The following is a 22,517-nucleotide window of genomic DNA, read 5'->3' as shown; positions in this document are numbered from 1 at the left end:
CAAATGAAAGAAATAGTGATCGTTGCTATTGGCGGGAACTCATTGGTCAAGGAAAATGGCCTGGATTCGATTCATGACCAATCTGAAGCAGTAAAAGAAGTGGTCGTTAATATTGTTGATATGGTGCAAGAGGGCTACAATGTCGTCGTTACACATGGTAATGGACCACAAGTAGGGTTTGGACTAAGAAGATCTGAGATTGCACATGAAATTGCCGGCATGTCTCCTGTTCCACTAGTAAATTGTGGAGCCGATACACAAGGTGGAATCGGTTATTTAATTCAACAAGCTTTAATTAATGAATTTGCGGTTAGAGGGATCCATAAGAATGTGGCTACGGTGATTACGCAAGTTGAAGTAAGCTCAGAAGATCCCAACTTCAAGAATCCGACGAAGCCGGTAGGATCTTTCTTTTCCCAAGAACAAGCGGAAAAAATGAAAAAAGAACATCCTGAATGGAGCTTTGTAGAAGACTCTGGTAGAGGATACCGTAGAGTAGTTCCATCCCCAAGACCCATAGATATTGTAGAGAAAGACGCGATTAAGTCATTAATCGATGGGGGCTTTGTCGTTGTCGCTGCAGGCGGTGGAGGGATCGCAGTCGTGAAGGCTGAGGATAACACGTACAAAGGCGTCGATGCTGTCATCGATAAGGATTTTGCTACGAGTCTTTTAGCAGAACAAATCCATGCGGAGATCTTAATTATTACAACGGGAGTGTCTAGGGTATGCATCAACTATGGTAAGCCGAATCAACAGGAGCTATCCAAAATGACGGTTGATGAGACTAAACAATATGTGCTAGAAAATCACTTCCCAGCAGGAAGCATGCTGCCTAAAATTGAGGCGAGTTTAAGCTTCTTAGAGAAAAGCGGAACACGAGTTATTATTACGAATCCGGAAAGCTTGAAGGATGCGATGAATGAACAAGCAGGCACTCATATCGTGAAGTAATTTAAGCGAGGGGAAGTGTAGATATGGATCAAGCAAAGTTGGAACAAAATTATGATAGGTACAAATCATACGGTTACGGTGAGGAATTACTGCCCAAAAAGCCTGAGCAAAGAGACTGGGGAATGTCCAACTATATAACACTCTGGATGGGCGCTGTTCATAATATTATGTCGTATATGACAGTAGCAGGTTTCTTCGTTTTAGGGCTGGATACAACACAGGTGCTCTTTGCCGTTATGCTTTCAGCCATTATTGTCTCCGCATTTTATGCTTTAAACGGGTATTCTGCCTCCAAATATGGGCTGCCATTTGCGATGCTGCTTCGAGATTCTTTTGGCGTAAAAGGAGCTATTATACCTGCATTAATACGAGGACTTGTTGCTGGGTTAGTATTCTTTGGAACCACAACCGTTGTAGGTGCAGAATCATTAAATGTTATATTTGCTAGATTTATTCCGAATTATATGGATTTAGGCGGTGGCTTCACACTATTCGGGTTAGCATTCCCGACAATGATCTCTTATGCAATTCTTTGGACCGCAACGGTTCTGTTGTTCTTAGGCGGAATGAAAACATTAGGAAAGTTCGGTAACTGGTCATCCCCGGTAGTATATGTGTTTATTATTGGTGCTGCTGTTTGGGCGATCAAGATTGCTGGAGGGTTTGGACCGATTTTAGAGTATGTACCCGCGAACCCAACTTCAAGTCCACTAGTCTTTATTGCTTGCGTGAGTGCATTGGTATCTAACTGGGCGGGTCCTGTTGTAAACATGTCTGACTTCACCCATCGTGCAAAATCACCAAGAGCGGCTATGATTGGATTGCCTGTAGGGTTTATCTTGTCTTATATCCTTTTTGCCATCACTTGTGTGGCTTTAATCGCGGGTACTGAAATTGCGTTTGGTGAACCGATCTTCAATATCGTTCATGCCATTGATAAAATTGAAAACACTTTCGCGGTTGTTGTATTGATTCTTGCGCTAAACGTAGGAGCAATCGCCTTCGTAGTGTTTGCCAACTTATTGCCAGCTGGCTTGCAAATGTCATCTCTTTTCCCGAAAAAATTCACTGTAAAGACTGCGGGTGTCTTAACAGCCGTTGTTGGAACTTTGATTTTGCCATGGAAGCTTGTAGAAAGCACGACGACATTGTTTTATTTCTATAGCTTTATTGGGTCCATCTTTGGTCCAATTGCAGGTATTATGCTTTCAAGCTTCTTTATTCATCGGAAAAGAGTATTAAATCTTGATAATATCTATGTCCCAGCAGGTAGCAATGGTGAATATAAGAATGGTTACAATCCCGTTGCAATGGCTGTTCTAGCAGTCAGCTTCATCCTTCCTATGTCAGGTGCATTTCTTAAGGGTATCCCCTTCCTAGTTAGGATGAATGATTTTGCTTTCTTTAGTGGCTTAATTGTTTCGTTTGTTCTATACACCATCTTTAGCAAAACACTAAAATCATCCCAATTAAACTAGAGGAGGAATTTGAAATGGATTACATGAAATTGGCGGTAGACGCAACGATCGAGGGTATGAACAAGAAATTTGGAGGCCCGTTTGGTGCAACGATTGTTCGAGGCGATGAAGTGATTGCAGCGGTTAGCAATACAATGATGAGAGATACCGATCCTTCTGCACATGCAGAAATGGTAGCTATCCGAGAAGCTTGCAAAAAATTAGACACCATGGACTTATCGGATTGCGTAATATACGCAACCTGTGAACCGTGTCCGATGTGTATGGGCGCTATTATTTGGTCAGGTGTTAAAGAAGTTCATTATTGCAGCACAAGAGATGACGCGAAAGAGCATGGCTTCTCTGACATTCACCTTCGCGAATATTTTGTGGGTCATGATGAGAGTGTTGTTAATATGATTAAAGTGGAAGCTAGAGAAGATTGCGATCATTTATGGACGCATTTCCACGAATTAAACAAGAAATAATTCAGGCGTTCTCATATATTTTCCGGCACTATTTTAGTGCCGGATTTTCCTGTTCTTCTACAGACCTACTCAGCAAGATGAAACTGAAGGAAATCAATCACCTGATGAAGAGCTTTTTGCACAACAGGGTTATCGAAATCTTTTTCAAATACATGCTCTCCGTTTGGAATAGTAATAAGCTTTGCCGGTACGCCTTCTTTCACTAGCGCGGCTCTCATGAATACCGATTGTTCATATGGCACATCTACATCGTTCGTTCCATGCAATAGCAATGTAGGGGGAAATTCCTTAGTTACATGATGAATAGGACAGAATTTGAGGAGTTCTTCCTTATGTAGAGAAGGATTCAAGCCCGTCACTTCTTCGATCCAACGACCGGATTGTCTAGTATATAAATAGAGAAGAAAACGCTCGTTAATACTTGCGCTCGTAATGATTTGATCGGACACTGTACTTTTTGCAATCTCCATAGAGACGATATCTTTTTCACAATAGAATTTACTTGGTTCTAGTGCCCATTGTGCGCTAATATCGCCATATCCATAGAAGGAGACAATTGCACGCGGCTTATGGGTAAACATTCCTGTGCACAGCGCAAGGAAACCACCTGCGGAGCTTCCCACCACAGCAATCCTTGAGGGATCAATGGAGAATTGTTCAGGTCCGTCATTCACTAACCAAAGAAGGCTATCTTGGACATCTTCAAGGATGTCAGATAGAGTTGACCTAGGGGCTAATCTATAGTCAATCGAAAATAGCGCAAAGCCATTATTGGTGTAAAGCTGTATCATTTCCTCGGATAGATCTTCTCGATTACCCCACAGTAGGCCGCCTCCGTGAATGTATACAATCGCAGGGGCTTGGGGACGGTTTGTTTCATAAAAATCAGCTTTAATTGTAAATTGATCATTTTCTTTAAAAATAATGGTCTTCTTCATCACTATCCACTACACCTCATCAAGTAAGTAATTTTTAAAGACTTGCACTACCTCTATTGTATATCATTCACGAATTTTGATGAAACCATAATCATGAATACTCAGGATTGGAGATACTGGCATGGATAGAAAGAGAAGATATCAGGCTTTATTTGATAATATTAATCAATATAACTCGGGTGAGAAGGGCATCACTAGAATTGCCTATACAAATGAAGAGCAGACCTGTACGAGTGCCTTTATGCGGATGTGTAAGGCTGAAAATTTAGATATCCGGATGGATCACTGCGGAAATGTGATTGCTAGAAGAAATGGGAAGATAGAAGGGCTTCCACCTGTTGTAATGGGCTCTCACTTGGATACGGTTTACCAAGGAGGGAAATACGATGGGGTAGTAGGTGTAACGGCTGCCTTGGAAGTGATCAAACGTCTAAACGAAAAAAGGATTGAAACGGATCATCCCATCGAAATCATTTCATTTGCCTGTGAAGAATCTTCGCGGTTTGGTATTTCAACAGTTGGCAGCAAAATAATGTCAGGGTTATTTCAGAAGGAGAAATATAGATCTCTGAAGGACAAAGACGGGATTACCATGGAAAAGGCATTTTCCCTATGCGCATTAGATTATAACAGTATTGATCAGGCGAGTAGAGGGAATGAAGAATTAAAAGCTTTTTTTGAATTACACATTGAGCAAGGCCCCGTATTAATAAACAATAATAAGAAGATTGGTATTGTGACTGGAATTGCTGCACCCGTGAGACTGCATATTCAAATATCAGGGAAAGCATCCCACTCTGGAACGACACCTATGAATATGAGAAAAGATGCATTTCTAGGTGCCTCAGAAATAGCACTAGCGCTTGAAAAAGCAGCTAAACTCGAACAAGAATATGGAACGGTTGCGACGCTAGGGGTGATAGATATCTTAAATGGCGCTATGAACGTAGTTCCGGGAGAGGTAGAAGTTAAGATTGATATCAGATCTACTTCAGTGGCATCCAGGCAACGTGTGTTAGACCATTTGTATCAAACGATATATTCAGTACAAGAAACCAGACAACTTGAAATTGTGAGTACGGAAATTATTTCGGAGGTACCTGTCCTATTATCGGATGAGATCAGTCATGTTCTAGAATCCATTTGTGAAGAGAAGGGAATATCCAATCAACGGATGATTAGTGGGGCAGGGCATGATGCTATGAATATGAACAAGCTTTGCCCAGTAGGGCTTATCTTTGTTCCTTCTGTAGATGGACTTAGTCATCATCCTAATGAATATACCGATTTAGATGACATCATTATGGGGATCGATATCCTAGAAGAAGCTGTTCTTCGTTATGCATTCGCAAGATAAACGTAGGTTCATCTTTCACTGAATTTATTAATGGCAGAGGTAATTTGAAACCGAACAGCCTTGTGTTTCTTCACATATTGAACAAGGCTGTTCTCTTTTATAGTGTTTGGTTGACAACAACAAAGGAGTGTGTTAACTTTATCTTAAGTTAAAGATAATTAACGTAAAGATAATTTGGAAGCAGTGTTCTATGAAACATACGAACAATGTTGGAAAAAATTTTTTTGGTAGATATCTTAACATTAAGATAATTTAATTAATCTTTGTTAAACTAGGGAATTATATTACAAAATCAGACTAAACTTTAGGAGTGTATAATCATGAGAAATTTAAAAGGAATTCACCACGTAACAGCCATCACAAGCAGCGCAGAGAACAACTACGAGTTCTTCACTTACGTATTGGGAATGCGTCTAGTGAAGAAAACCGTCAACCAAGACGATATTCAAACGTATCACTTGTTTTTTGCAGATGATAAGGGCAGTGCCGGAACGGATATGACGTTCTTTGACTTCCCTAACATTCCTAAAGGCGTACACGGAACCAATGAGATCGCCAAGACATCCTTCCGGGTACCAACAGATGCTGCATTAGACTACTGGGTAAAGCGTTTTGATCGCCTTAATGTGAAGCATAATGGAATTAAAGAGCAATTTGGCAAAAAGACTTTATCCTTCGTAGATTTTGATGATCAACAATATCAACTTATCTCTGATGAAATTAATGAAGGGGTCGCACCAGGCACACCATGGCAAAAAGGACCGATTCCTTTAGAGTTTGCGATCACTGGTTTGGGACCGATCTTTGTACGCATAGCTGACTTCAGCTCTTTTAAAGAAATGTTGGAAAGAGTCATGCTGTTTAAAGAAATCGGTCAGGAAGATGCTTATCATTTGTTTGAAGTCGGCGAAGGCGGAAACGGGGCGCAAATTATTGTTGAGCATAACGAGGACTTACCGAATTCGCGTCAAGGCTTTGGTACGGTTCACCATGCGGCTTTCCGAGTAGAAGACCGTGCGATGCTGGATGAGTGGACTAAGCATTTTGAAGACAATGGATTCCGTACCTCAGGTTATGTGGATCGTCATTTCTTCGAGTCGCTGTATACACGTGTTGCTCCGCAAATTTTGTTCGAGCTTGCAACAGATGGCCCTGGATTTATGGGAGATGAGGAATACGAAACGGTTGGAGAAAAGCTTTCACTACCGCCATTTCTGGAACCTAAACGTGAGCAAATTGAGAAGTTAGTACGCCCTATTGATACCGTTAGAAGCACGATCGATTTCGTGAAAGAGTGAAGAAGGAGCTGGGGAGATTGATTTCGATTGATCCAAAGCATAATAGTGAGCGGGAAAATTATAAGTTATTAATTGGTACTGTTATTCCTAGGCCCATTGCTTTTGTCACCACACAATCAGAAGATGGCATTGTGAATGGTGCGCCGTTTAGCTATTTTAATATCGTCTCGTCTAATCCTCCAATGGTTTCACTGTCTATTCAAAGACCAGCGGGGCGATTAAAAGATACAGCCCGTAATATTTATAACAATCATCAGTTTGTTGTGCATATTGTAGATGATGAGAATGTTGGGAAAATCAATCAAACCGCTGCTTCATTGCCAAGAGCAGAAAGTGAAATTGAACTTGCGAATCTTACACCGGTCCCAAGTAAAAATGTAGCTGTACCTGGTGTACTGGAAGCAAAGGTTCGAATGGAGTGTAAGCTTGTACAAGCGATACCTCTAGGTGCGGAAGAACCTGGGAGTGATTTGTTTATCGGAGAAATTGTTCAGTTTCATATCGATGAATCGATCTATCAGGAGGGGCGGATTGATCCTAGAGCCTTAAATGCAGTAAGTCGATTAGCGGGAGCTAATTACGCTACGATTGGTGAGATTTTTGAAATTGAGAGACCGGAATAAACCAACACAGAGTAGACCTGTTCAGTATGTGATGACACGTACGAAGCAGGTCTGTTTTTTAATTTATAGGCACCCAGGGGGAGAGCAACAAATTTAGTTTTACAACGTATATATAGTATTTCCATATTTAGGGATATCAAAAGGATTGAGAGGAATGTAACTGAAGTATATCCACGAACTACTAAGACTTTTCATTAGTATTAATTCAAATAATTAGAGGTGATTTCATGAACAAATTTGGATTTATATTTTTTATTGCTGCAATTATATTTTTAATATCAGGATGTCAAAAGGATGGTTCCAACGATGAATTAGCTAAAGCGCAGGTGCAGGTTAGTGCATTAGCATCTTCATTTAGTATCCCTACACTGGATGGATATGAAGTTAGTTATGTACAACATAAATCCCCTCCAAAGGACAAACAAGGAAACTTTATTGGAGATAATCAAGAAGTTTTAGTCACATTTACGAAAAATAAAGGGAAACTGGAGAAGTTAACAAAGGAACAAAAAGCGTCCAATGAAAGAGAATGAACTGTGACCGTATTTGTGGAAAGTTGAAAAAAGAAGACCTTTAAGAAGCAATTAATAGGTGACTCCTGAATTCATCGGGAGTCATCTTTTTTAATGCCCATTGATATCGCTCGGAGTTATAGTAGGCGATATAGTCATCAACCTTTGTTCGTAATTCCAAGAGAGTCATACATGTCTTGTACTCCAAATCATCCTTCATATGGCCAAAAAAGCTCTCCATGGCGGCGTTATCCCAGCAGTTCCCTTTCCGTGACATGGACTGTGTAAACCCAGCTTTGCGTACGAGAAGGCGGAATCTAGGGTGAGTATAGTGCATTCCTTGATCCGAATGTAAAAGGGCTTCTGGATGAATATTGCCATCCAGTCGATCAAGTAGTTTCTCCAGTGTTCGTTCTACAATTGGCATGGCCAATGAAGAAGAGAGGTAGTGAGCTAGAATTTGTCTCGTAGCCCCGTCTTTCACCACGGATAAATAAGCACATTGTCCATTACCATAATGCATATAGGTAATATCCGTCAGCAGCACTTTCTCAGGCTCTCCTTGGTCAAACTGGCGCTTGAGTAGGTTGGGACACGTTTGGTGCTCTTGTGTGGCTTTTGCCATCTTACGATAGGGATTTGCTTGCCGAATCGTAGCAACGAGCTTATATTTTCGCATTAATCTTCGAATCTTTTTATGATTCATGATGATACCATTCTCCCGTTCCAGCCACATCTTCACGACCAATGCTCCAGCTTTACCATTCAAAGCGTCATAGTGTTTCTTGATAAGGAAAGCGTCATGTTCGTCTGCCTCCTCTCGCAACTGTCTGGCTTCCTCAGCGGCTTGCCAACGGTAATATCCGCTTAAGCTCACACTAGCTAGCTTACACAAATAACGCGTCATTCGCTGTAGACCGTGCTTACGTATCGTTTGGTTAATAATTTCGTAGCGCTCGGAAGGGGTCAATGTTTCCTCTGCATCTTCTGCTTTTCGAGCGCCTCCAGCTTTTTTAAGAAGTCGTTCTCCATCTCCAGAAGTTTGATTCGTACTTCTGCACGTTTTAACTTTTCCTCGGTAGAAAGTTCCCCTGCCGGTCGTCTGCCCGGGGATCCTTTTCCTCGTTGTTCCTCTAATAGTCCAACCTCTCCCATAGCATTGTACGTATTACGCCAACGGGTTAGGCAATGCTTAGGCTTCTTGCGACCGATAATATCTACGTTAAATCCCGCGCTAAGGAAGATCTCCATTGGGGCTTGGCCTTCCTTATAGGCCTTAACCGCAGCCAACTTAAACGTTGGTGAATAGGTAATACTCTTTTCCGTCACGTTCTCTACATTTGGATTGTTCTCTAGTTGTTTGATCTCATTTTCGTTGAATATCCTTGAGCTTCCTCTTGTTTTGTTATTCATGAAGGCTTCCTCCGTTATTTCGATATTTCGATTAAAACACAAAATGACCCGTAAGAGGTCACTTTTTTCAAAGTTTCCATCTTACGGGTCACAGTTCAGAAATCATCTACGGACCTTATCAAGGTGAAACACTTATTGAAATAACCTATAGCAATACTCAAGTTGATTTGAACAATGCTGATATTATTGATATTAGCGGCAATCAGGTGCAAAAAATAAAAAATAGTGATTATACGTTTTTAGCATTCAATGTTTCAAAAGGTTCAATCACTTTAAAGTTCAACAGTTTGGATGAGGATTCAATCCTAAGCATTGCTCAACAAGTAGTAAATGAAATTAAATAAGAAATAGTTAGTTTTGTGCTGAACGGATGGAGATGCTCAACATTAGAATTTAACATAGCCCAATTATAAGAAAATATAGTATCACACTGCTACACTTTATCCGCAATCCCTAGAATGACAACGATAATAACGGGTACCGGATCACATCTATTGGAGGGTGGTCATTTCATCACACACCAAAATACACCCCCTAGAATCGACCGGACAAACCATAGGTTTATCCAATGTCTACTCTAAGAGGTGTATTTCATAATATTAAAGCGGGTGATCTTAACGAAGCGTCTTGAGCGCACCGCTCCAAGCCAATACTTGATCAAGCATGCCATTTACATTGGTAAGGTGAAGATCCGCTGGTTTGAACACAGAACCGTTCTCGAAATCAGTGAACAGGGACAGCGCTGGATGTACACGAACGTCTGCTACAGACAGTTCTCCCAAGATTCCACGTAAATGCTCAGCTGCACGAGCGCCGCCTACGGAACCATAACTTACAATACCCGCTGCTTTGTTGTTCCAAGCTTCACGCGCGTAATCGAGTGCATTTTTCAGTGAAGCGGAAATACTATGGTTGTATTCTTGAACGATAAATACGAATCCGTCTAACGTAGCAAGCTTGGTATTCCAAGCAGTTGCTTGCTCAGTAGCGTCTACCTCTCCCATAAGTGGAAGTTTGAAGTCCGCGATATCTACGATCTCATAATTAGCATCTCCACGTGCATCTGCAACCTTTTTAACCCATTCTCCTACTTGTGGGCTTAAACGACCTTGACGAGTACTTCCCAGAATGATTCCGATGTTTAATTTAGACATTGTTTGTTCCTCCTCGATTTTTGTTCTACCAAATAGTTTGTCTAGAAATCCCATGAATAACACAACCTTCAAATAAATAATATTAAGCGTGTTACGCTCTAGTTGTCTTTAAGTTAAGTATCTTTAACATGAGATAATAATACCGTGTTCAGTTAACTTTGTCAAGCAACTTAATAATAGTTAGTTTATAATTTTGTCTCACCTTTACAAATTTAGTTGTCCAGAATATAATTGTTTAAACAACTATTAAAAATAAGATGAAATGAGAAGAGGTCTGATCATGACGACAAAGCATAACCAATCCGAACTTACGTTAGGATTTATGATGGGAACGACCTATCGTAAATTAAGTGCGTTATTCCAAAATGGGCTAAAAGAATATGATATAACACCTGAGCAATGGTCAGTGCTTTTTCAAGTCGATAGAACGGAAGGGCTAATTCAGAAGGATATCGCGAAGCGTTCGGGTAAGGATAAACCAACTACGACGCGAATTCTGGATCACTTGGAGGGAAAAGGACTGATCTATAAAAGAACAGGGGAGAATGATCGGCGTTCTTTTAAGGTTTATATTACGGAAAAAGGAAGAGCTCTGATTAAGGAGACCTTTCCTATTGAGGATCAGGTCACAGATGAGATTATGAACTGTATTTCCAGTGATGAATATGAGCTGCTCATGGGGTTGCTGTTAAGAATAAACAATCATATTGATCAAATAAATGATGGAGAGTAGGAACGTAAGTTATGCCAGAACAACAAGAGCTACGTACGAAACTTTGGACCAAGTCTTTTATTGCTTTAACGATTAGTGCTTTATTTTTATTTATGAATTTACAGATGCTGCTATCCTCATTTCCGTCTTATGTAAAAAGTGAATTTCAAGCCGGAGATATAATGGTCAGCCTGGTTACAAGTGTGTTTGCATTAACTGCAATTGCTTCACGTTTTATGACTGCTTATCTGATGCGGAGGGTTAGCCGCAATGTATTATTATATATTGGCTTAGCCATCGCGGCCGCCATCACCGGTCTATATGTAGTAGCAGACTCAATCGGGTCACTACTGCTGATGCGTGTAGGTTATGGGATTGGGTTCGGGATCGCCAGTACGATTATTCCCACGATTGTATCACAGATTATTCCTAGCAAAAGAATGGGCGAAGGGATCGGCTATTTCGGCTTATCAACCAGTCTTGCAATGTCCATTGGTCCCATGATTGGATTGAACGTAATGAAGCAATCGGGGTTTGGAACACTGGCGATGATCGGAACATTCACCTTGCTTCTTGCTTTTCCAGTCCTGTTCTTCTCGCGTTCGCTTCCAGCACACCGCAAAAAACAACCTATTGAGCAATCCATTGAATCACCCAAACCTCTCAAGGCTCCTTTTAATACAAAGTTAGTATTGCCTGCAATTCTGAATGTTCTGCTCGCGATCACTTACGGGGGATTGCTTAGCTTTATTGCTTTGTTCGGCGAATCGGTACATTTAGAGCAAGTGGGTTTGTTCTTCTTATTTAACGCGATTACGATCATTATTATTAGACCTATCTCCGGCAGATTATTTGATAAAAGAGGTCCGGCTGCTGTTCTGATTCCCGCAGCGGTTTGTGTCGTCGCGAGCTTAACGGTGCTCTCGTATACAACATCCATGCCAATGCTCATTGTATCCGCATTGCTTTATGGACTCGGCTTTGGAGCTATTCAGCCAACTATACAGGCTTGGATGCTTCGGACATCTACACCTGCACAGTATGGCATGGCAAACAGTATGTTCTATAACTCAACAGATTTAGGGGTAGCCAGTGGGGCCATTATTCTTGGGGCCATCTCGGCGGCATCCGATTATGGGATGATGTATCGTTATTCTGCTGGATTCATGGTGTTATTCCTTATGATATACATTGGGATTCAGATTACTAAAGCTAGAAATAACCCTTCAGCTTTAAGTCAATAAGGGATGATTTGAGATTAAGCTAATCTTTAGGTACTATTCATATCGTTTTAAGCTAAGGGGGTTATAGTAATCACATAACCCCCTTAAATATAGACCTTGACCCTGCCGGACGTTGGCAGGGTCTTTTTTTTGTTGATGAAGAGGATAGAGATCTGTAGATTAAGCCAATCTTTATCTACTATTCATATTCTTTTAAGCTAAGAGGGTTATAGTAATCACATAACCCCCTTATAATATAGACCTTGACCCTGCCAAACGTTGGCGGGGTCCTTTTTTTTGTGTGAAGAGAGGAAGTACATTATGTCGATGCACTTTTCTGTCGTTATGGATTATGCTTAGAAGAAAGTAATCGATGGGGAGGAGGTTTACGAATGAATATGACATGGAATTTGGATCGTTTATACCCTTCGTTTGAATCGGAGAAGTTAAGAGGGGATCGCAAGCTACTGAGTCAACTTATTATAGATTTAAAAGCCTGGGCTGAGGGCAATCTAAAGCGTGAGGGTGTTTCCGTCGCAGCGATCGAGGACTTTCTAAGACTCTACAATGATTATAAAAGCGTATATGTATGTTTATTAGCCTATGCAGAGTTAACGCTTAGTGCAGACAGCAGTTCTGAGGTAGCCATGAATCTTGCTGATGATATTGAACATGTGAGCTCAGAGATTGCTGGGGTAGTTGCGGGTTTTAAACGTTGGATTAGTACTTGTGATCACATAGATGAGCTTATCGTTAGCTCAACTTATCTTCTGAAACATCAATTTTATTTGAGGGAGCTTCTTCTGCAATCCCGTTATGTGTTAAATGAGGAAGTGGAAGTTGCGATTGCCAGAATGCAGAGCACGGGGTCCAAAGCGTGGGGAAGGCTCTATATGGAGAGCGTCTCAAGTACACTAGCAGATGTGGTAGTACAAGGGGAAACTAAGAAAGTAACGCTTGCGGAACTAAGGAGCATGGCCTATGAGAACAACGCTACATTAAGAAAAGCGGCTTATGAAGCCGAGGCTGAAGCTTGCAGTCGGATTGCTGGGGTTTGTGCAGCTTGCATGAATGGAATTAGTGGTGAAGCGCTAACGATTTATGGCATGCGTGGATATCAATCTTCTCTGGAAAAGGTGTTAGTGGCATCGAGAATGGACAGTGAAACTTTATCGGCAATGCTCGCCGCTCTTCAGGAGAGCTTGCCAGCTTTTCATACCTATTATCAAAAGAAAGCCAAACTGCTGGGACATCCCACAAAGCTGCCTTTTTACGATATTTTTGCACCGATTGGCGAAGAAAGTGTAAAAATCTCTTACGAAGATGCTCAAAAAACAATTGTCTCTAGCTTCGGAACCTTTAGCAAGGAATTGGCCAATTTAGCTCAAAAGGCTTTTGATCAGCAATGGATTGATGCAGAACCTAGAGCGGGTAAGGGGGGATATGGGCTCTGCATTGATATTTTTCCGATAGGCGAGAGCAGAATCATGACACAGTTCACTGGAAATGCTATAGATATTAGCATCCTTGCCCATGAGCTCGGCCATGCATATCATAGCTCCTGTCTGGGAAATGAAACGATGCTGAACACAGATTATCCGATACCGATTGCCGAAACGGCTTCGATCTTTTGCGAGACGATCGTAAATCAGGCACTACTCACTAGTTCGACCAAGAAGGAAGCCCAGCTTCTATTGGAGAGAAGTATTTCCGATGCTGGGTATTATCTTGTAGACTTCTATGCTCGTTATTTATTTGAGCTTAAATTATATGAGAGAAGAGCCTCAGGTCCGCTTCCTGTTCAAGAGCTGAACGAATTGATGATTGCTTGTATGGCGGAAGCTTACGGTGAGAGCATTGATACTGACACGATCCATCCTTACATGTGGATGAACAAGGCCGGATATTTTATGGCTGGTTATGAATTTATGAACTTCCCGTATTCCTTCGGACTGTTATTCGCTAAAGGACTCTACGCAGAATATTTAAAAAAGGGCGAGGAGTTCGTCGCCCGGTATCGTCAGTTCCTTAGTGCTACCAGCAAGCATAATCTTGCAGATGTAGCGAAGCTTATGGATATTGATGTACACTCCATTGATTTTTGGAGAGATGCTTTGAAGCTGATTGAAACCGATATTGAGGCTTTCATCAGCACAACCTAAACTACTCTCCAGTTGTGATCACAGGTAGCTTCAATTTGGCCGCGTTTTTCAATGTAATTCGTGACAATTTCAGACATGTCGATCAGTATTTCTTTGACAATCGGCTTGCCTTTATACATCTCATAATCTCCGCCACCGCTAGCTCTATAGTTGTTCATAACAACATCATATTCCTTTGAGTCCTCTACAGGCTGTCCACGATGCAGCAGATGGAGGACTCTTTTGCCTACAGGTTTATTGATATGAAGCTCGTATTGGATGCCTTCCCACATATCATAATTGTAATGTTGGGACTTAGGTTCTACATAAGCAGGGTTAACAATTACATTTCCCTCTATATTCTTTTGAAAATAGTTTGCGGTTTGTTCCAGTGCCTCTTTTATATCTTGTCCGGTCAGTCTTAGAACAGTTAGCGTGTTAGGATAAATGAAGTTAGAAAGAATGTCTCTCCGCGTAATGGTATTACTGAAACCCTTGCAATCGTTACTGAGTAAAGCTGCTGTCGAGATCTCTACACCTGTAGCCTCCATTTGTACCTTATTCATGAATTCTATAAAGGGATGGTCAGCCATCCGGCATTCATCTGCACTAGAAATAGATAGGTCACCGATAACTGTACCTATTCTCTCATCCAACCAGGTTTCTGTTTCTGATTCAAGCGTGCTGCTAAGCTTTAGAATTGTATCATCTACAGCTGTCTTGTCGTCCACAGCAAGGAGCTCGGCTTGTTTACTCTTAATCTTCCAATGCTCGTTTTCTTTTTGAAAGACTACTGAAACCTTACCGAGGGAATGTCCATTACAACCAGGCTGTATGATCGTCACACCATTTAGCTCACTAGCTATGAAGCGATGCTGATGTCCGGTAATTAACACATCTAAGCCTTCAACCTCTGTGCACATTGCGTAGGCTTGATTCTCTCCAGTTAGTCTCTCTACAGGTTCACCACTAAGGAGGTCGCGCTCGAACCCGCCATGATAAGCTACAACAAGTAAATCGGGTTGTTCTTCTTCTCGTATAGTTGCACACCAAAGCTTTACAGTCTCTAACGAATCCTTAAATTGAAGTCCTTCTATATGGACAGGATTTTCCCAGTGGGGAATGTAATGTGTGGTAACTCCTAGGATGGCTACTTTGATTTTTTGGTCTACCCATTTGATGATATAGGGTTTGCCAAACGCCGGTTTACATGTCGCACGATCTATAATTCCAGCAGATAACCAAGGGAATTGGGAATCCTGAATGGTTTTATTAAGCAGTGGCTTACCAAAATTAAATTCATGGTTGCCGATAATTGCAGCGTCATATTTCAATTCGTTTAGTAGGGCTATGCCTGGATTTAGTTCATCACTGTACTGTGTGGCTGCATAATAAGCTAGCGGTGTACCTTGAATTAGATCACCGTTATCCAGAAGAATCAGCTCCGGACAGTGTGATCTTTCCTGTTTAATAAGGCTAGCAATTGTTGCTAAGCCTTTTTGTCGTTTCTCACCCGTACGGTAATCAATGGGCCCTAAATGCCCATGTAGATCACTTGTTATGAGGATTTCACAGGTTAAGATGCTGTCTTTATTCATGGGTAGCCTCCTACGGATAATAAGTTCAGACCTCATTCTATCAGATAATTTGGAAATTTTAAGAGATTGAAATAAATTTTACATATATTTAATAGTTAGATGCCTTAGATTTAATACAAAATATTTATAGTCTAGAAGTACTAAAAAAAAAGAGAACAGTGGAGGTCTTCCGTTTGAGAAAAATAAGTAGGTTCGTATTGCCGCTAATGATGTCTATTACTTTGCTTAGTGGTTGTGGTGCTAACAATACTACCAATACTGCAAACCAAGGATCGACGGATGGAGCAAATGCACCGAAGGAAACGGCAGCTCCTGTAGCAGAGGGTTATGTTCCAGAGAAGCTCACAGTACAATTTGTCCCTTCCCAAAATGCGGATACGCTCGAAGCTAAGGCGAAACCTCTTGAAAAATTACTGGGTGATAAACTCGGTATTCCTGTAGAAGTAAGTGTCTCTACTGATTACAACACTGTTATCGAAGCTATGGCTTCCAAAAAAGTAGATGTGGGTTTCCTTCCTCCAACAGCTTACGTATTGGCCAAGGAAAAAGGAGCTGCTGAAGTTATTCTTCAAGCTCAACGTTTTGGCGTAAATGATGAAACGGGTGCTCCGACAGATGAATTGGCTGATTTCTATAAATCTATGATTATCGTTAAGAAGGATTCTGCGATCCAATCCGTTGCCGATTTGAAAGGCAAAAAAATCGCTTATCAAAACGTTACTTCCTCAGCAGGTTTTGTATGGCCGGCTGCAACACTAATGGATGCGGGACTTGATCCGTTGAAAGATGTACAAGCCATCACGGTTAAGGGACATGACCAAGGCGTACTCGCTGTACTGAACGGTGACGTAGACGCAGCAGCTATTTTCCAAGATGCCCGGAATATTGTTATTAAAGATTATCCGAAAGTATTTGAAGATACCCGTGTTCTTGCCTTTACGGATAAAATCCCTAATGATACGATTTCGGTCCGTTCAGATATGAATAAGGAATGGATGGAGAAAATTCAGCAGGCATTCATTGATATCGCTGCTGACAAAGAAGGCCATGAAATTATCAAAGATATTTACTCTCATGAAGGTTATGTGAAGTCACAAGATAGCAACTTTGACATTGTTCGTGAATACAACGATAAAGTAAAAACCGAGTAGTTCAGGCCATTCAAGGATACAACGATGTTGGTGTATAACAGGCATTAAGGATAGCCAGCTCCGGATTCCCCCCCGGACCTGGCTATCTCTTTTATACGAATATACGAAAACACATAAAGGAATGATTTCATGATAGAGCTTCGTAATGTGTCCAAGACTTATCTAAACGGAACGAAAGGCTTAAACAACATTAACCTGACTATTCCAGCAGGAGAATTTGTAGCTATTGTTGGTCTTTCTGGAGCGGGGAAGTCAACCCTGCTACGTTCCATTAACCGGCTACATGATATTTCAGAAGGCGATATTCTTATAAATGGGCAGTCCATCACGAAGGCTAAGGGAAGCCAGCTACGAATGATCCGTAGAAATATCGGAATGATCTTCCAAAGTTTCAACTTAGTGAAACGTACGACTGTGCTTCGTAATGTACTGGCAGGCCGGGTCGGCTATCATTCCACAATACGCACGATAATTGGCAGATTCCCACAAAAGGATATTGATTTAGCCTTCGAGTCACTCGATCGGGTCAATATTGCCGAGAAGGCCTATACACGTGCAGATCAGCTATCTGGAGGTCAGCAGCAGCGCGTGGCTATTGCTCGTGTTCTTGCGCAGGAGGCGCAAATTATTCTTGCAGATGAACCTGTCGCTTCACTGGATCCGCTCACGACCAAACAGGTTATGGATGATTTGAAAAAGATTAATGTGGAGCTTGGAATTACCACTATCGTGAACTTGCATTTTATCGATCTCGCTAGAGAATATGCTACCCGGATTATTGGGCTTCGGGCAGGAGAAGTGGTCTTCGATGGTCCTGTATCGGAGGCAACGGATGAGAAGTTTGCTGAGATATACGGAAGACCGATTCATCAGGATGAGTTGTTAGGTGAGCCTGTAAGCGGAGGCATGTGATATGAGTGCGAATGCAGAGAAGCTACATCCCAAACCGCCAAGGAAGATAAAGCATTATTTTACAGCCATTATATTAGTAGTATTACTGTGGAGAAGTGCGGTTTTGACCGATTCATCCATCGGTGAGCTGATCTCCGGCCTGCCGAATATGCTGGATCTGCTTAAGGAAATGTTCCCTCCAAACTGGGGGTATTTTGACAATATTATAGATGCGATGCTGGAGACGATCCGGATGGCATTGGTCGGTACAACGTTTGGTGCCATTCTCGCGGTTCCCGTTGCACTGCTGTGTGCAAGTAATATTACGCAAAGCCGATGGCTTCATTATCCAGTGCGTATGGTGCTGAATTTGATCCGCACAATTCCTGATCTGCTGCTGGCTTCTATCTTTGTCGCCATTTTTGGACTTGGTGCGCTTCCGGGAATATTTGCTTTGACGGTATTTTCGCTGGGGCTGATCGCCAAGCTTACCTATGAATCGTTGGAGACGATTGAACAGGGACCTTTGGAAGCAATGACTTCAGTCGGAGCGAATAAGACGCAACGAATTATGTTCGGAGTCATTCCGCAGGTACAGGCTCATTTCATGTCTTATGTGCTGTATGCTTTTGAGATCAATGTCCGCGCTGCAGCAGTTTTGGGTTTGGTAGGAGCGGGTGGAATCGGCCATTACTATGAAGTGACATTAGGCTTTTTAGAATACGACAAGACTTGCACCATCATCTTGTTCACATTAGCAGTAGTATTGATTATTGATTATGTAAGCACTAAGCTGCGGGAGAAATTAATATGAGTAAATCATGGAATACCCTAATCCCCAAACCTCGTAAAAATCGTTTCCGTTGGCTGATTTATATAGCATTACCGGCAGTGTACATTTGGGCTTTTTCGGGAGTGCCGTTTAATGGATTCAAGGAAACCGCAGGGATCATTACTAAGGCAATCTTTGCCGGGATATTCTCACCTGACTGGGCCTTCGTTTATTTACCAGATGGGGAGGATCTGCTTCGAGGATTGCTTGAGACGTTAGCTATTTCAATTTTAGGGACTTTTATCTCGACCTTCATATGTATCCCTTTTGCTTTTTGGGCTGCGGTCAACATGAGCAAGCGAAAGGCGATTTCGGGCTCCGGCAAGCTAATGTTAAGCTTTATAAGGACATTTCCTGAGATCATTATGGCTTTGTTGTTCATCAAGGCTGTAGGGCCGGGTTCATTTGCGGGCGTACTGGCTCTAGGACTGCATTCTGTCGGCATGCTCGGCAAATTGTTCGCGGATGAGATTGAGAATATTGATAACGGTCCACTAGAAGCCTTAATCTCTTCTGGCGCGAGCCGCATACAGGTTTTATGGTTTGCTGTCTTGCCGCAGGTATTGCCAGGATTTCTGTCCTACACCTTATACAGGTTCGAAATTAACGTTCGCTCAGCTACGATTCTGGGTGTAATTGGGGCAGGTGGAATTGGCACACCGTTAATCTTTGCACTTAGTACACGGAATTGGGACCGTGTCGGGATTATACTACTAGGCATCATTGCAATGATTACGATTATTGACCTGATTTCCGGCATGATTCGGAAGAAGCTAGTGTAACTGAACCGCATAATTACATGTTAGACAAAGACCTCCTTAGGTATGAATCGAGCCTATGGGGGTCTTTTATGATTAGCGTATCATTCGGAAAAGCTATATAGAAGTAATAATACTTTTTGTGTTAACATATGTTGGTCTATCCGAACTTGTACCAAAGGAGTTGAAAGCTTGGAAACAGCGCTTATTGGCAGCTTTGTATCAGCAATGGCTACGGTTATTGGAGCGTTTCCGATCCTGTTTGTGAAGAGGTTATCTGAGAAATGGAAGGACGTTCTCGTTGCTTTTACAGCAGGTATTATGGTATCGGCTTCTACATTTGGACTCATGCCACAGGCAATTAAAGAATCGGGAATTATTGCTTTAACCTTGGGTCTGATTACAGGAGTACTGCTGCTTGATTTAATTGAAAAAAATATCCCGCATATCGACGTCGAGAATAAACCCGGATATACCAATATGGATTCGAAGGCGTTGCTTGTTTTGATCGCGTTGTTCATTCACAACATACCAGAAGGCCTTAGTACGGGATTCAGTTATGCCAGTGAACAGGCTAGTCTAGGTCCTACCGTGGCGATTGCTATTGGTGCGCAAAATATGCCAGAAGGATTGATTCTCGCAGTCTTTCTGATGAATTCTAGAACAAGTAAGCTAAAAGCCTTGGGAATCGTTACGCTTACCGGGTTTATGGAAATGGTATCTGCGGTTATCGGGTATTTTACGGCGAGTTACCTACAGAATGTTGTGGGCTATGGTCTTGCCTTTGCAGCCGGGGCTATGCTGTTCATCGTCTACAAGGAACTTATTCCGGAGAGTCACGGTCATGGTTACGAACGGCCTTCGACGTATTCGTTTATCTTTGGATTATTGATTATGGTGTATATCACGCAGATATTTGGGTGAGTAGGAAAAAAACGGCCAATGAAGTGCCAGAGCAGCTTAAGCTGCCTGACCTCATTGGCCGTCTTTATGGTTTAATCCACAATTATCCTCGCAAAATCGTCTCGATTTGCTCCAGCTCTTCTGCACTTAGCTCTGGTGCATTCAAGGAAGCGACTGCATCTTCAATCTGGCTCACCTTACTTGCACCGATCAAAGCTGAAGTGACTTTACCTCCGCGGAGTACCCAAGATAACGCTAGCTGAGACATTTTTTGTCCACGTGCAGCAGCAATCTCGTTCAGTTTGCGAACCTTAGCGATCTTCTCTTCCGTAATGGCATCTTCGGACAGGAATACACTTGGTCCAGCAGCACGAGAATCAGGAGCGATTCCGTTTAGATAGCGATCGGTTAGTATGCCACCTTGTAGTGGGGAGAACACAATGGAGCCGATGCCTTCCTCAGCCAATACATCCTGCAAGCCATCTTCAATCCAACGGGACATCATGGAGTAGTTAGGTTGATGAATCAGGCATGGCGTTCCAAGCCGACGCAGAATTTGTGCCGCTTCGCGTGTCTGTTCAGGGTTGTAATTCGAAATCCCAACATACAGCGCTTTGCCTTGGCGTACAATGAGATCCAGCGCAGCCATAGTTTCTTCCAGTGGTGTATTTGGATCTGGACGGTGGTGATAGAAAATATCTACATAATCAAGACCCATACGTTTCAAGCTTTGGTCTAGGCTAGAGACGAGATATTTCTTGGAGCCCCATTCGCCATAAGGACCGGCCCACATATAATATCCGGCCTTAGTAGAGATGACCATTTCATCACGATAAGGAGCAAGATCCTTCTTAAGGATCTGACCAAAGCTTTCTTCTGCGGAGCCAGCTGGGGGACCGTAGTTATTAGCGAGATCAAAATGAGTGATTCCAAGATCGAAAGCTCTTCTTGCCATGGCGCGACCATTCTCGAATAAGTCGTTTCCGCCAAAGTTATGCCATAGTCCAAGCGAGATCGCCGGAAGGAGTAGACCGCTTTTTCCAGTGCGGTTATATTTCATATTGTCATATCTGGTAGCGCTTGCGTTATACATCGTTATTTCCTCCTAAAAAAGACTTATTTCTGATTACGTTACGTCCTTATTGTAGCGAAAGATCCCGGACAAACGTATGTCAGCAAGGAAGAAGTTTATAGCACAATGTCATTTTCGAGATGACGGACACGGTATTCTTTTGGAGAACAACCTTTCACCTTCTTGAACATCCGCGAAAAGAGTAAGGGGTCCTGATAGCCGACAGAACGCGAGATCTCACCGATAGTACAAAGGGTTTCTGTCAGAAGCTCGCATGCTTTAGCGATTCGGTAATTTAATAAATACTGCTGCGGTGGCATACCAATGGTCCGTTTGAACAAGGAAGATAAATATTTGCGATCCAGTTTGAGAGAAGAAGACAGCATCTCCACGGAAATGTTCTCACAATAATGTGTATGCAAAAAGTGCAGACTTTGCTCGACGTAAATACTCTTTTGACGCGGTAAAGGAAGTACATCCGGAACAGCTGGCACTTCTTGAAGCAAAAGGGAGAAAAAATCATACATAATCGCTTTTAGCGGCAGATCAAGACAATCCGAAGTGTCGGCTGCTTCTGTCAGGCGCTCGTAGAGATTAGGCATAAGCTGTTCATCCATCGGGAAGATTGGCTGCTCAGGCGATAAGGAAGTTTTGGATAAAATATATGATACCTGTACTCCGGTGAAAGCTACCCAAGAATAGGTCCAGGGCTTTGATAGGTCTGCTGCATAAGAAGTAACGATATGAGGGTAGGTAATAAAAGCTTGTCCTGCTTGCAGGATATGGGTCTGTTCTCCCACAGATACCGTTCCTGTTCCCTCATGAATGAAATGTATTTTGTATACGTCACGAACCCCTGGTCCGAAAAAATGCCCAGGTAGACACTGCTCCCGACCCCAGTAATGGAGATGCAAATCGGGATCACCTCTGAAGGGACGCTCAGAATTATAATTAAATATCGCCATGATTTCTTCAGTCTCTTTCTTTTATAGAGTTAACCAAGGGCAATTTTGCCCGTCTTCTTTTATTATACAGCATATTT

22 protein-coding genes are annotated in these 22,517 nt (G+C 42.1%); 16 read left to right on the top strand and 6 right to left on the bottom strand.

Annotation, left to right across the window (positions count from 1 at the left end):
• The first annotated feature begins 3 nt into the window (after positions 1–3).
• From arcC to UQ64_RS01115, 3 genes are read left to right on the top strand one after another with little or no spacing between them, the layout of a single operon-like run.
• On the top strand, positions 4–954 hold the full coding sequence (arcC, locus tag UQ64_RS01125; protein ID WP_060621716.1) for a carbamate kinase: 951 nt from the start codon (positions 4–6) through the stop codon (positions 952–954).
• Positions 955–977: 23 nt separating this feature from the next.
• Positions 978–2,432, top strand: a complete 1,455-nt coding sequence (locus tag UQ64_RS01120) for a cytosine permease (protein ID WP_060621715.1) — start codon at positions 978–980, stop codon at positions 2,430–2,432.
• Positions 2,433–2,446: 14 nt separating this feature from the next.
• Positions 2,447–2,899, top strand: coding sequence for a nucleoside deaminase (locus UQ64_RS01115; protein ID WP_042124600.1), 453 nt, complete (start codon positions 2,447–2,449; stop codon positions 2,897–2,899).
• 65 nt (positions 2,900–2,964) lie between these two features.
• On the opposite strand, the gene UQ64_RS01110 is transcribed toward UQ64_RS01115, so the two are convergent.
• Positions 2,965–3,837, bottom strand: a complete 873-nt coding sequence (locus tag UQ64_RS01110) for an alpha/beta hydrolase (RefSeq protein WP_060621824.1) — start codon at positions 3,835–3,837, stop codon at positions 2,965–2,967.
• Positions 3,838–3,958: 121 nt separating this feature from the next.
• Between UQ64_RS01110 and UQ64_RS01105 the strand changes: the two genes are divergently transcribed.
• From UQ64_RS01105 to UQ64_RS01090, 4 genes are all read left to right on the top strand, one after another.
• Complete coding sequence (locus UQ64_RS01105; protein ID WP_060621713.1) at positions 3,959–5,194, top strand: M20 family metallo-hydrolase; 1,236 nt, start codon at positions 3,959–3,961, stop codon at positions 5,192–5,194.
• A 320-nt stretch (positions 5,195–5,514) separates the two neighbouring features.
• Positions 5,515–6,492 carry a ring-cleaving dioxygenase gene (locus UQ64_RS01100; RefSeq protein ID WP_060621711.1) on the top strand — a complete coding sequence of 326 codons (978 nt, stop codon included), beginning with the start codon at positions 5,515–5,517 and terminating at the stop codon, positions 6,490–6,492.
• A gap of 17 nt (positions 6,493–6,509) precedes the next feature.
• Positions 6,510–7,115, top strand: coding sequence for a flavin reductase family protein (locus UQ64_RS01095; RefSeq protein WP_060621709.1), 606 nt, complete (start codon positions 6,510–6,512; stop codon positions 7,113–7,115).
• 227 nt (positions 7,116–7,342) lie between these two features.
• Complete coding sequence (locus UQ64_RS01090) at positions 7,343–7,648, top strand: hypothetical protein (RefSeq protein WP_060621707.1); 306 nt, start codon at positions 7,343–7,345, stop codon at positions 7,646–7,648.
• A 40-nt stretch (positions 7,649–7,688) separates the two neighbouring features.
• Here UQ64_RS01090 and UQ64_RS29790 read toward each other — a convergent pair.
• Positions 7,689–9,040, bottom strand: a protein-coding gene (locus tag UQ64_RS29790; RefSeq protein ID WP_156417411.1) for an IS3 family transposase whose coding sequence is annotated in 2 segments (ribosomal slippage) — positions 7,689–8,653 and positions 8,653–9,040 — 1,353 coding nt in all. Because the reading frame shifts where the segments join, the coding sequence is not laid out codon by codon here.
• A 167-nt stretch (positions 9,041–9,207) separates the two neighbouring features.
• On the opposite strand from UQ64_RS29790, the gene UQ64_RS31505 reads away from it, so the two are divergent.
• On the top strand, positions 9,208–9,384 hold the full coding sequence (locus UQ64_RS31505) for a hypothetical protein (RefSeq protein WP_209445674.1): 177 nt from the start codon (positions 9,208–9,210) through the stop codon (positions 9,382–9,384).
• 270 nt (positions 9,385–9,654) lie between these two features.
• On the opposite strand, the gene UQ64_RS01075 is transcribed toward UQ64_RS31505, so the two are convergent.
• Complete coding sequence (locus UQ64_RS01075) at positions 9,655–10,194, bottom strand: NADPH-dependent FMN reductase (protein ID WP_042124617.1); 540 nt, start codon at positions 10,192–10,194, stop codon at positions 9,655–9,657.
• A 280-nt stretch (positions 10,195–10,474) separates the two neighbouring features.
• Here UQ64_RS01075 and UQ64_RS01070 point away from each other — a divergent pair, with 280 nt between their 5' ends.
• The 3 genes from UQ64_RS01070 to UQ64_RS01060 all read left to right on the top strand — a co-directional run bounded on the left by UQ64_RS01070 (position 10,475) and on the right by UQ64_RS01060 (position 14,291).
• Entirely contained in the window at positions 10,475–10,927 is a 453-nt protein-coding gene (locus tag UQ64_RS01070) for a MarR family winged helix-turn-helix transcriptional regulator (RefSeq protein WP_060621702.1), read from the top strand.
• Between the two features lie 11 nt (positions 10,928–10,938).
• Positions 10,939–12,150, top strand: coding sequence for an MFS transporter (locus tag UQ64_RS01065; RefSeq protein WP_060621700.1), 1,212 nt, complete (start codon positions 10,939–10,941; stop codon positions 12,148–12,150).
• Positions 12,151–12,521: 371 nt separating this feature from the next.
• Positions 12,522–14,291 carry a M3 family oligoendopeptidase gene (locus UQ64_RS01060; RefSeq protein WP_060621697.1) on the top strand — a complete coding sequence of 590 codons (1,770 nt, stop codon included), beginning with the start codon at positions 12,522–12,524 and terminating at the stop codon, positions 14,289–14,291.
• Here the strand turns inward: UQ64_RS01060 and UQ64_RS01055 are convergent.
• Complete coding sequence (locus UQ64_RS01055; RefSeq protein ID WP_060621695.1) at positions 14,288–15,868, bottom strand: bifunctional metallophosphatase/5'-nucleotidase; 1,581 nt, start codon at positions 15,866–15,868, stop codon at positions 14,288–14,290. The two genes, UQ64_RS01060 and UQ64_RS01055, sit on opposite strands and share 4 nt — an antisense overlap.
• 173 nt (positions 15,869–16,041) lie before the next feature.
• Between UQ64_RS01055 and UQ64_RS01050 the strand changes: the two genes are divergently transcribed.
• The 5 genes from UQ64_RS01050 (at position 16,042) to UQ64_RS01030 (ending at position 20,424) form a co-directional block, all read left to right on the top strand.
• Positions 16,042–17,019 (top strand): phosphate/phosphite/phosphonate ABC transporter substrate-binding protein, encoded by a 978-nt coding sequence (locus UQ64_RS01050; RefSeq protein WP_060621693.1) that lies wholly within the window; start codon positions 16,042–16,044, stop codon positions 17,017–17,019.
• Positions 17,020–17,148: 129 nt separating this feature from the next.
• Positions 17,149–17,931, top strand: coding sequence for a phosphonate ABC transporter ATP-binding protein (phnC, locus tag UQ64_RS01045; RefSeq protein WP_060621691.1), 783 nt, complete (start codon positions 17,149–17,151; stop codon positions 17,929–17,931).
• A gap of 1 nt (position 17,932) precedes the next feature.
• Entirely contained in the window at positions 17,933–18,724 is a 792-nt protein-coding gene (gene phnE, locus UQ64_RS01040; protein WP_060621690.1) for a phosphonate ABC transporter, permease protein PhnE, read from the top strand.
• Positions 18,721–19,524 (top strand): phosphonate ABC transporter, permease protein PhnE, encoded by an 804-nt coding sequence (gene phnE, locus UQ64_RS01035; RefSeq protein ID WP_060621688.1) that lies wholly within the window; start codon positions 18,721–18,723, stop codon positions 19,522–19,524. The genes phnE (UQ64_RS01040) and phnE (UQ64_RS01035) overlap by 4 nt, the downstream gene beginning before the upstream one ends.
• A gap of 168 nt (positions 19,525–19,692) precedes the next feature.
• Entirely contained in the window at positions 19,693–20,424 is a 732-nt protein-coding gene (locus UQ64_RS01030; RefSeq protein WP_060621687.1) for a ZIP family metal transporter, read from the top strand.
• Positions 20,425–20,506: 82 nt separating this feature from the next.
• On the opposite strand, the gene UQ64_RS01025 is transcribed toward UQ64_RS01030, so the two are convergent.
• Positions 20,507–21,496 (bottom strand): aldo/keto reductase, encoded by a 990-nt coding sequence (locus UQ64_RS01025; RefSeq protein ID WP_060621685.1) that lies wholly within the window; start codon positions 21,494–21,496, stop codon positions 20,507–20,509.
• Positions 21,497–21,591: 95 nt separating this feature from the next.
• Complete coding sequence (locus tag UQ64_RS01020) at positions 21,592–22,440, bottom strand: AraC family transcriptional regulator (protein WP_060621683.1); 849 nt, start codon at positions 22,438–22,440, stop codon at positions 21,592–21,594.
• Positions 22,441–22,517 lie beyond the last annotated feature (77 nt).

Source organism: Paenibacillus etheri, assembly GCF_001012825.1.
Classification (GTDB): Bacteria; Bacillota; Bacilli; order Paenibacillales; family Paenibacillaceae; genus Paenibacillus_AQ; species Paenibacillus_AQ etheri.
Note: the sequence above shows the minus strand (reverse complement) of the source record. Positions and strands in the feature narration are given on the sequence as shown.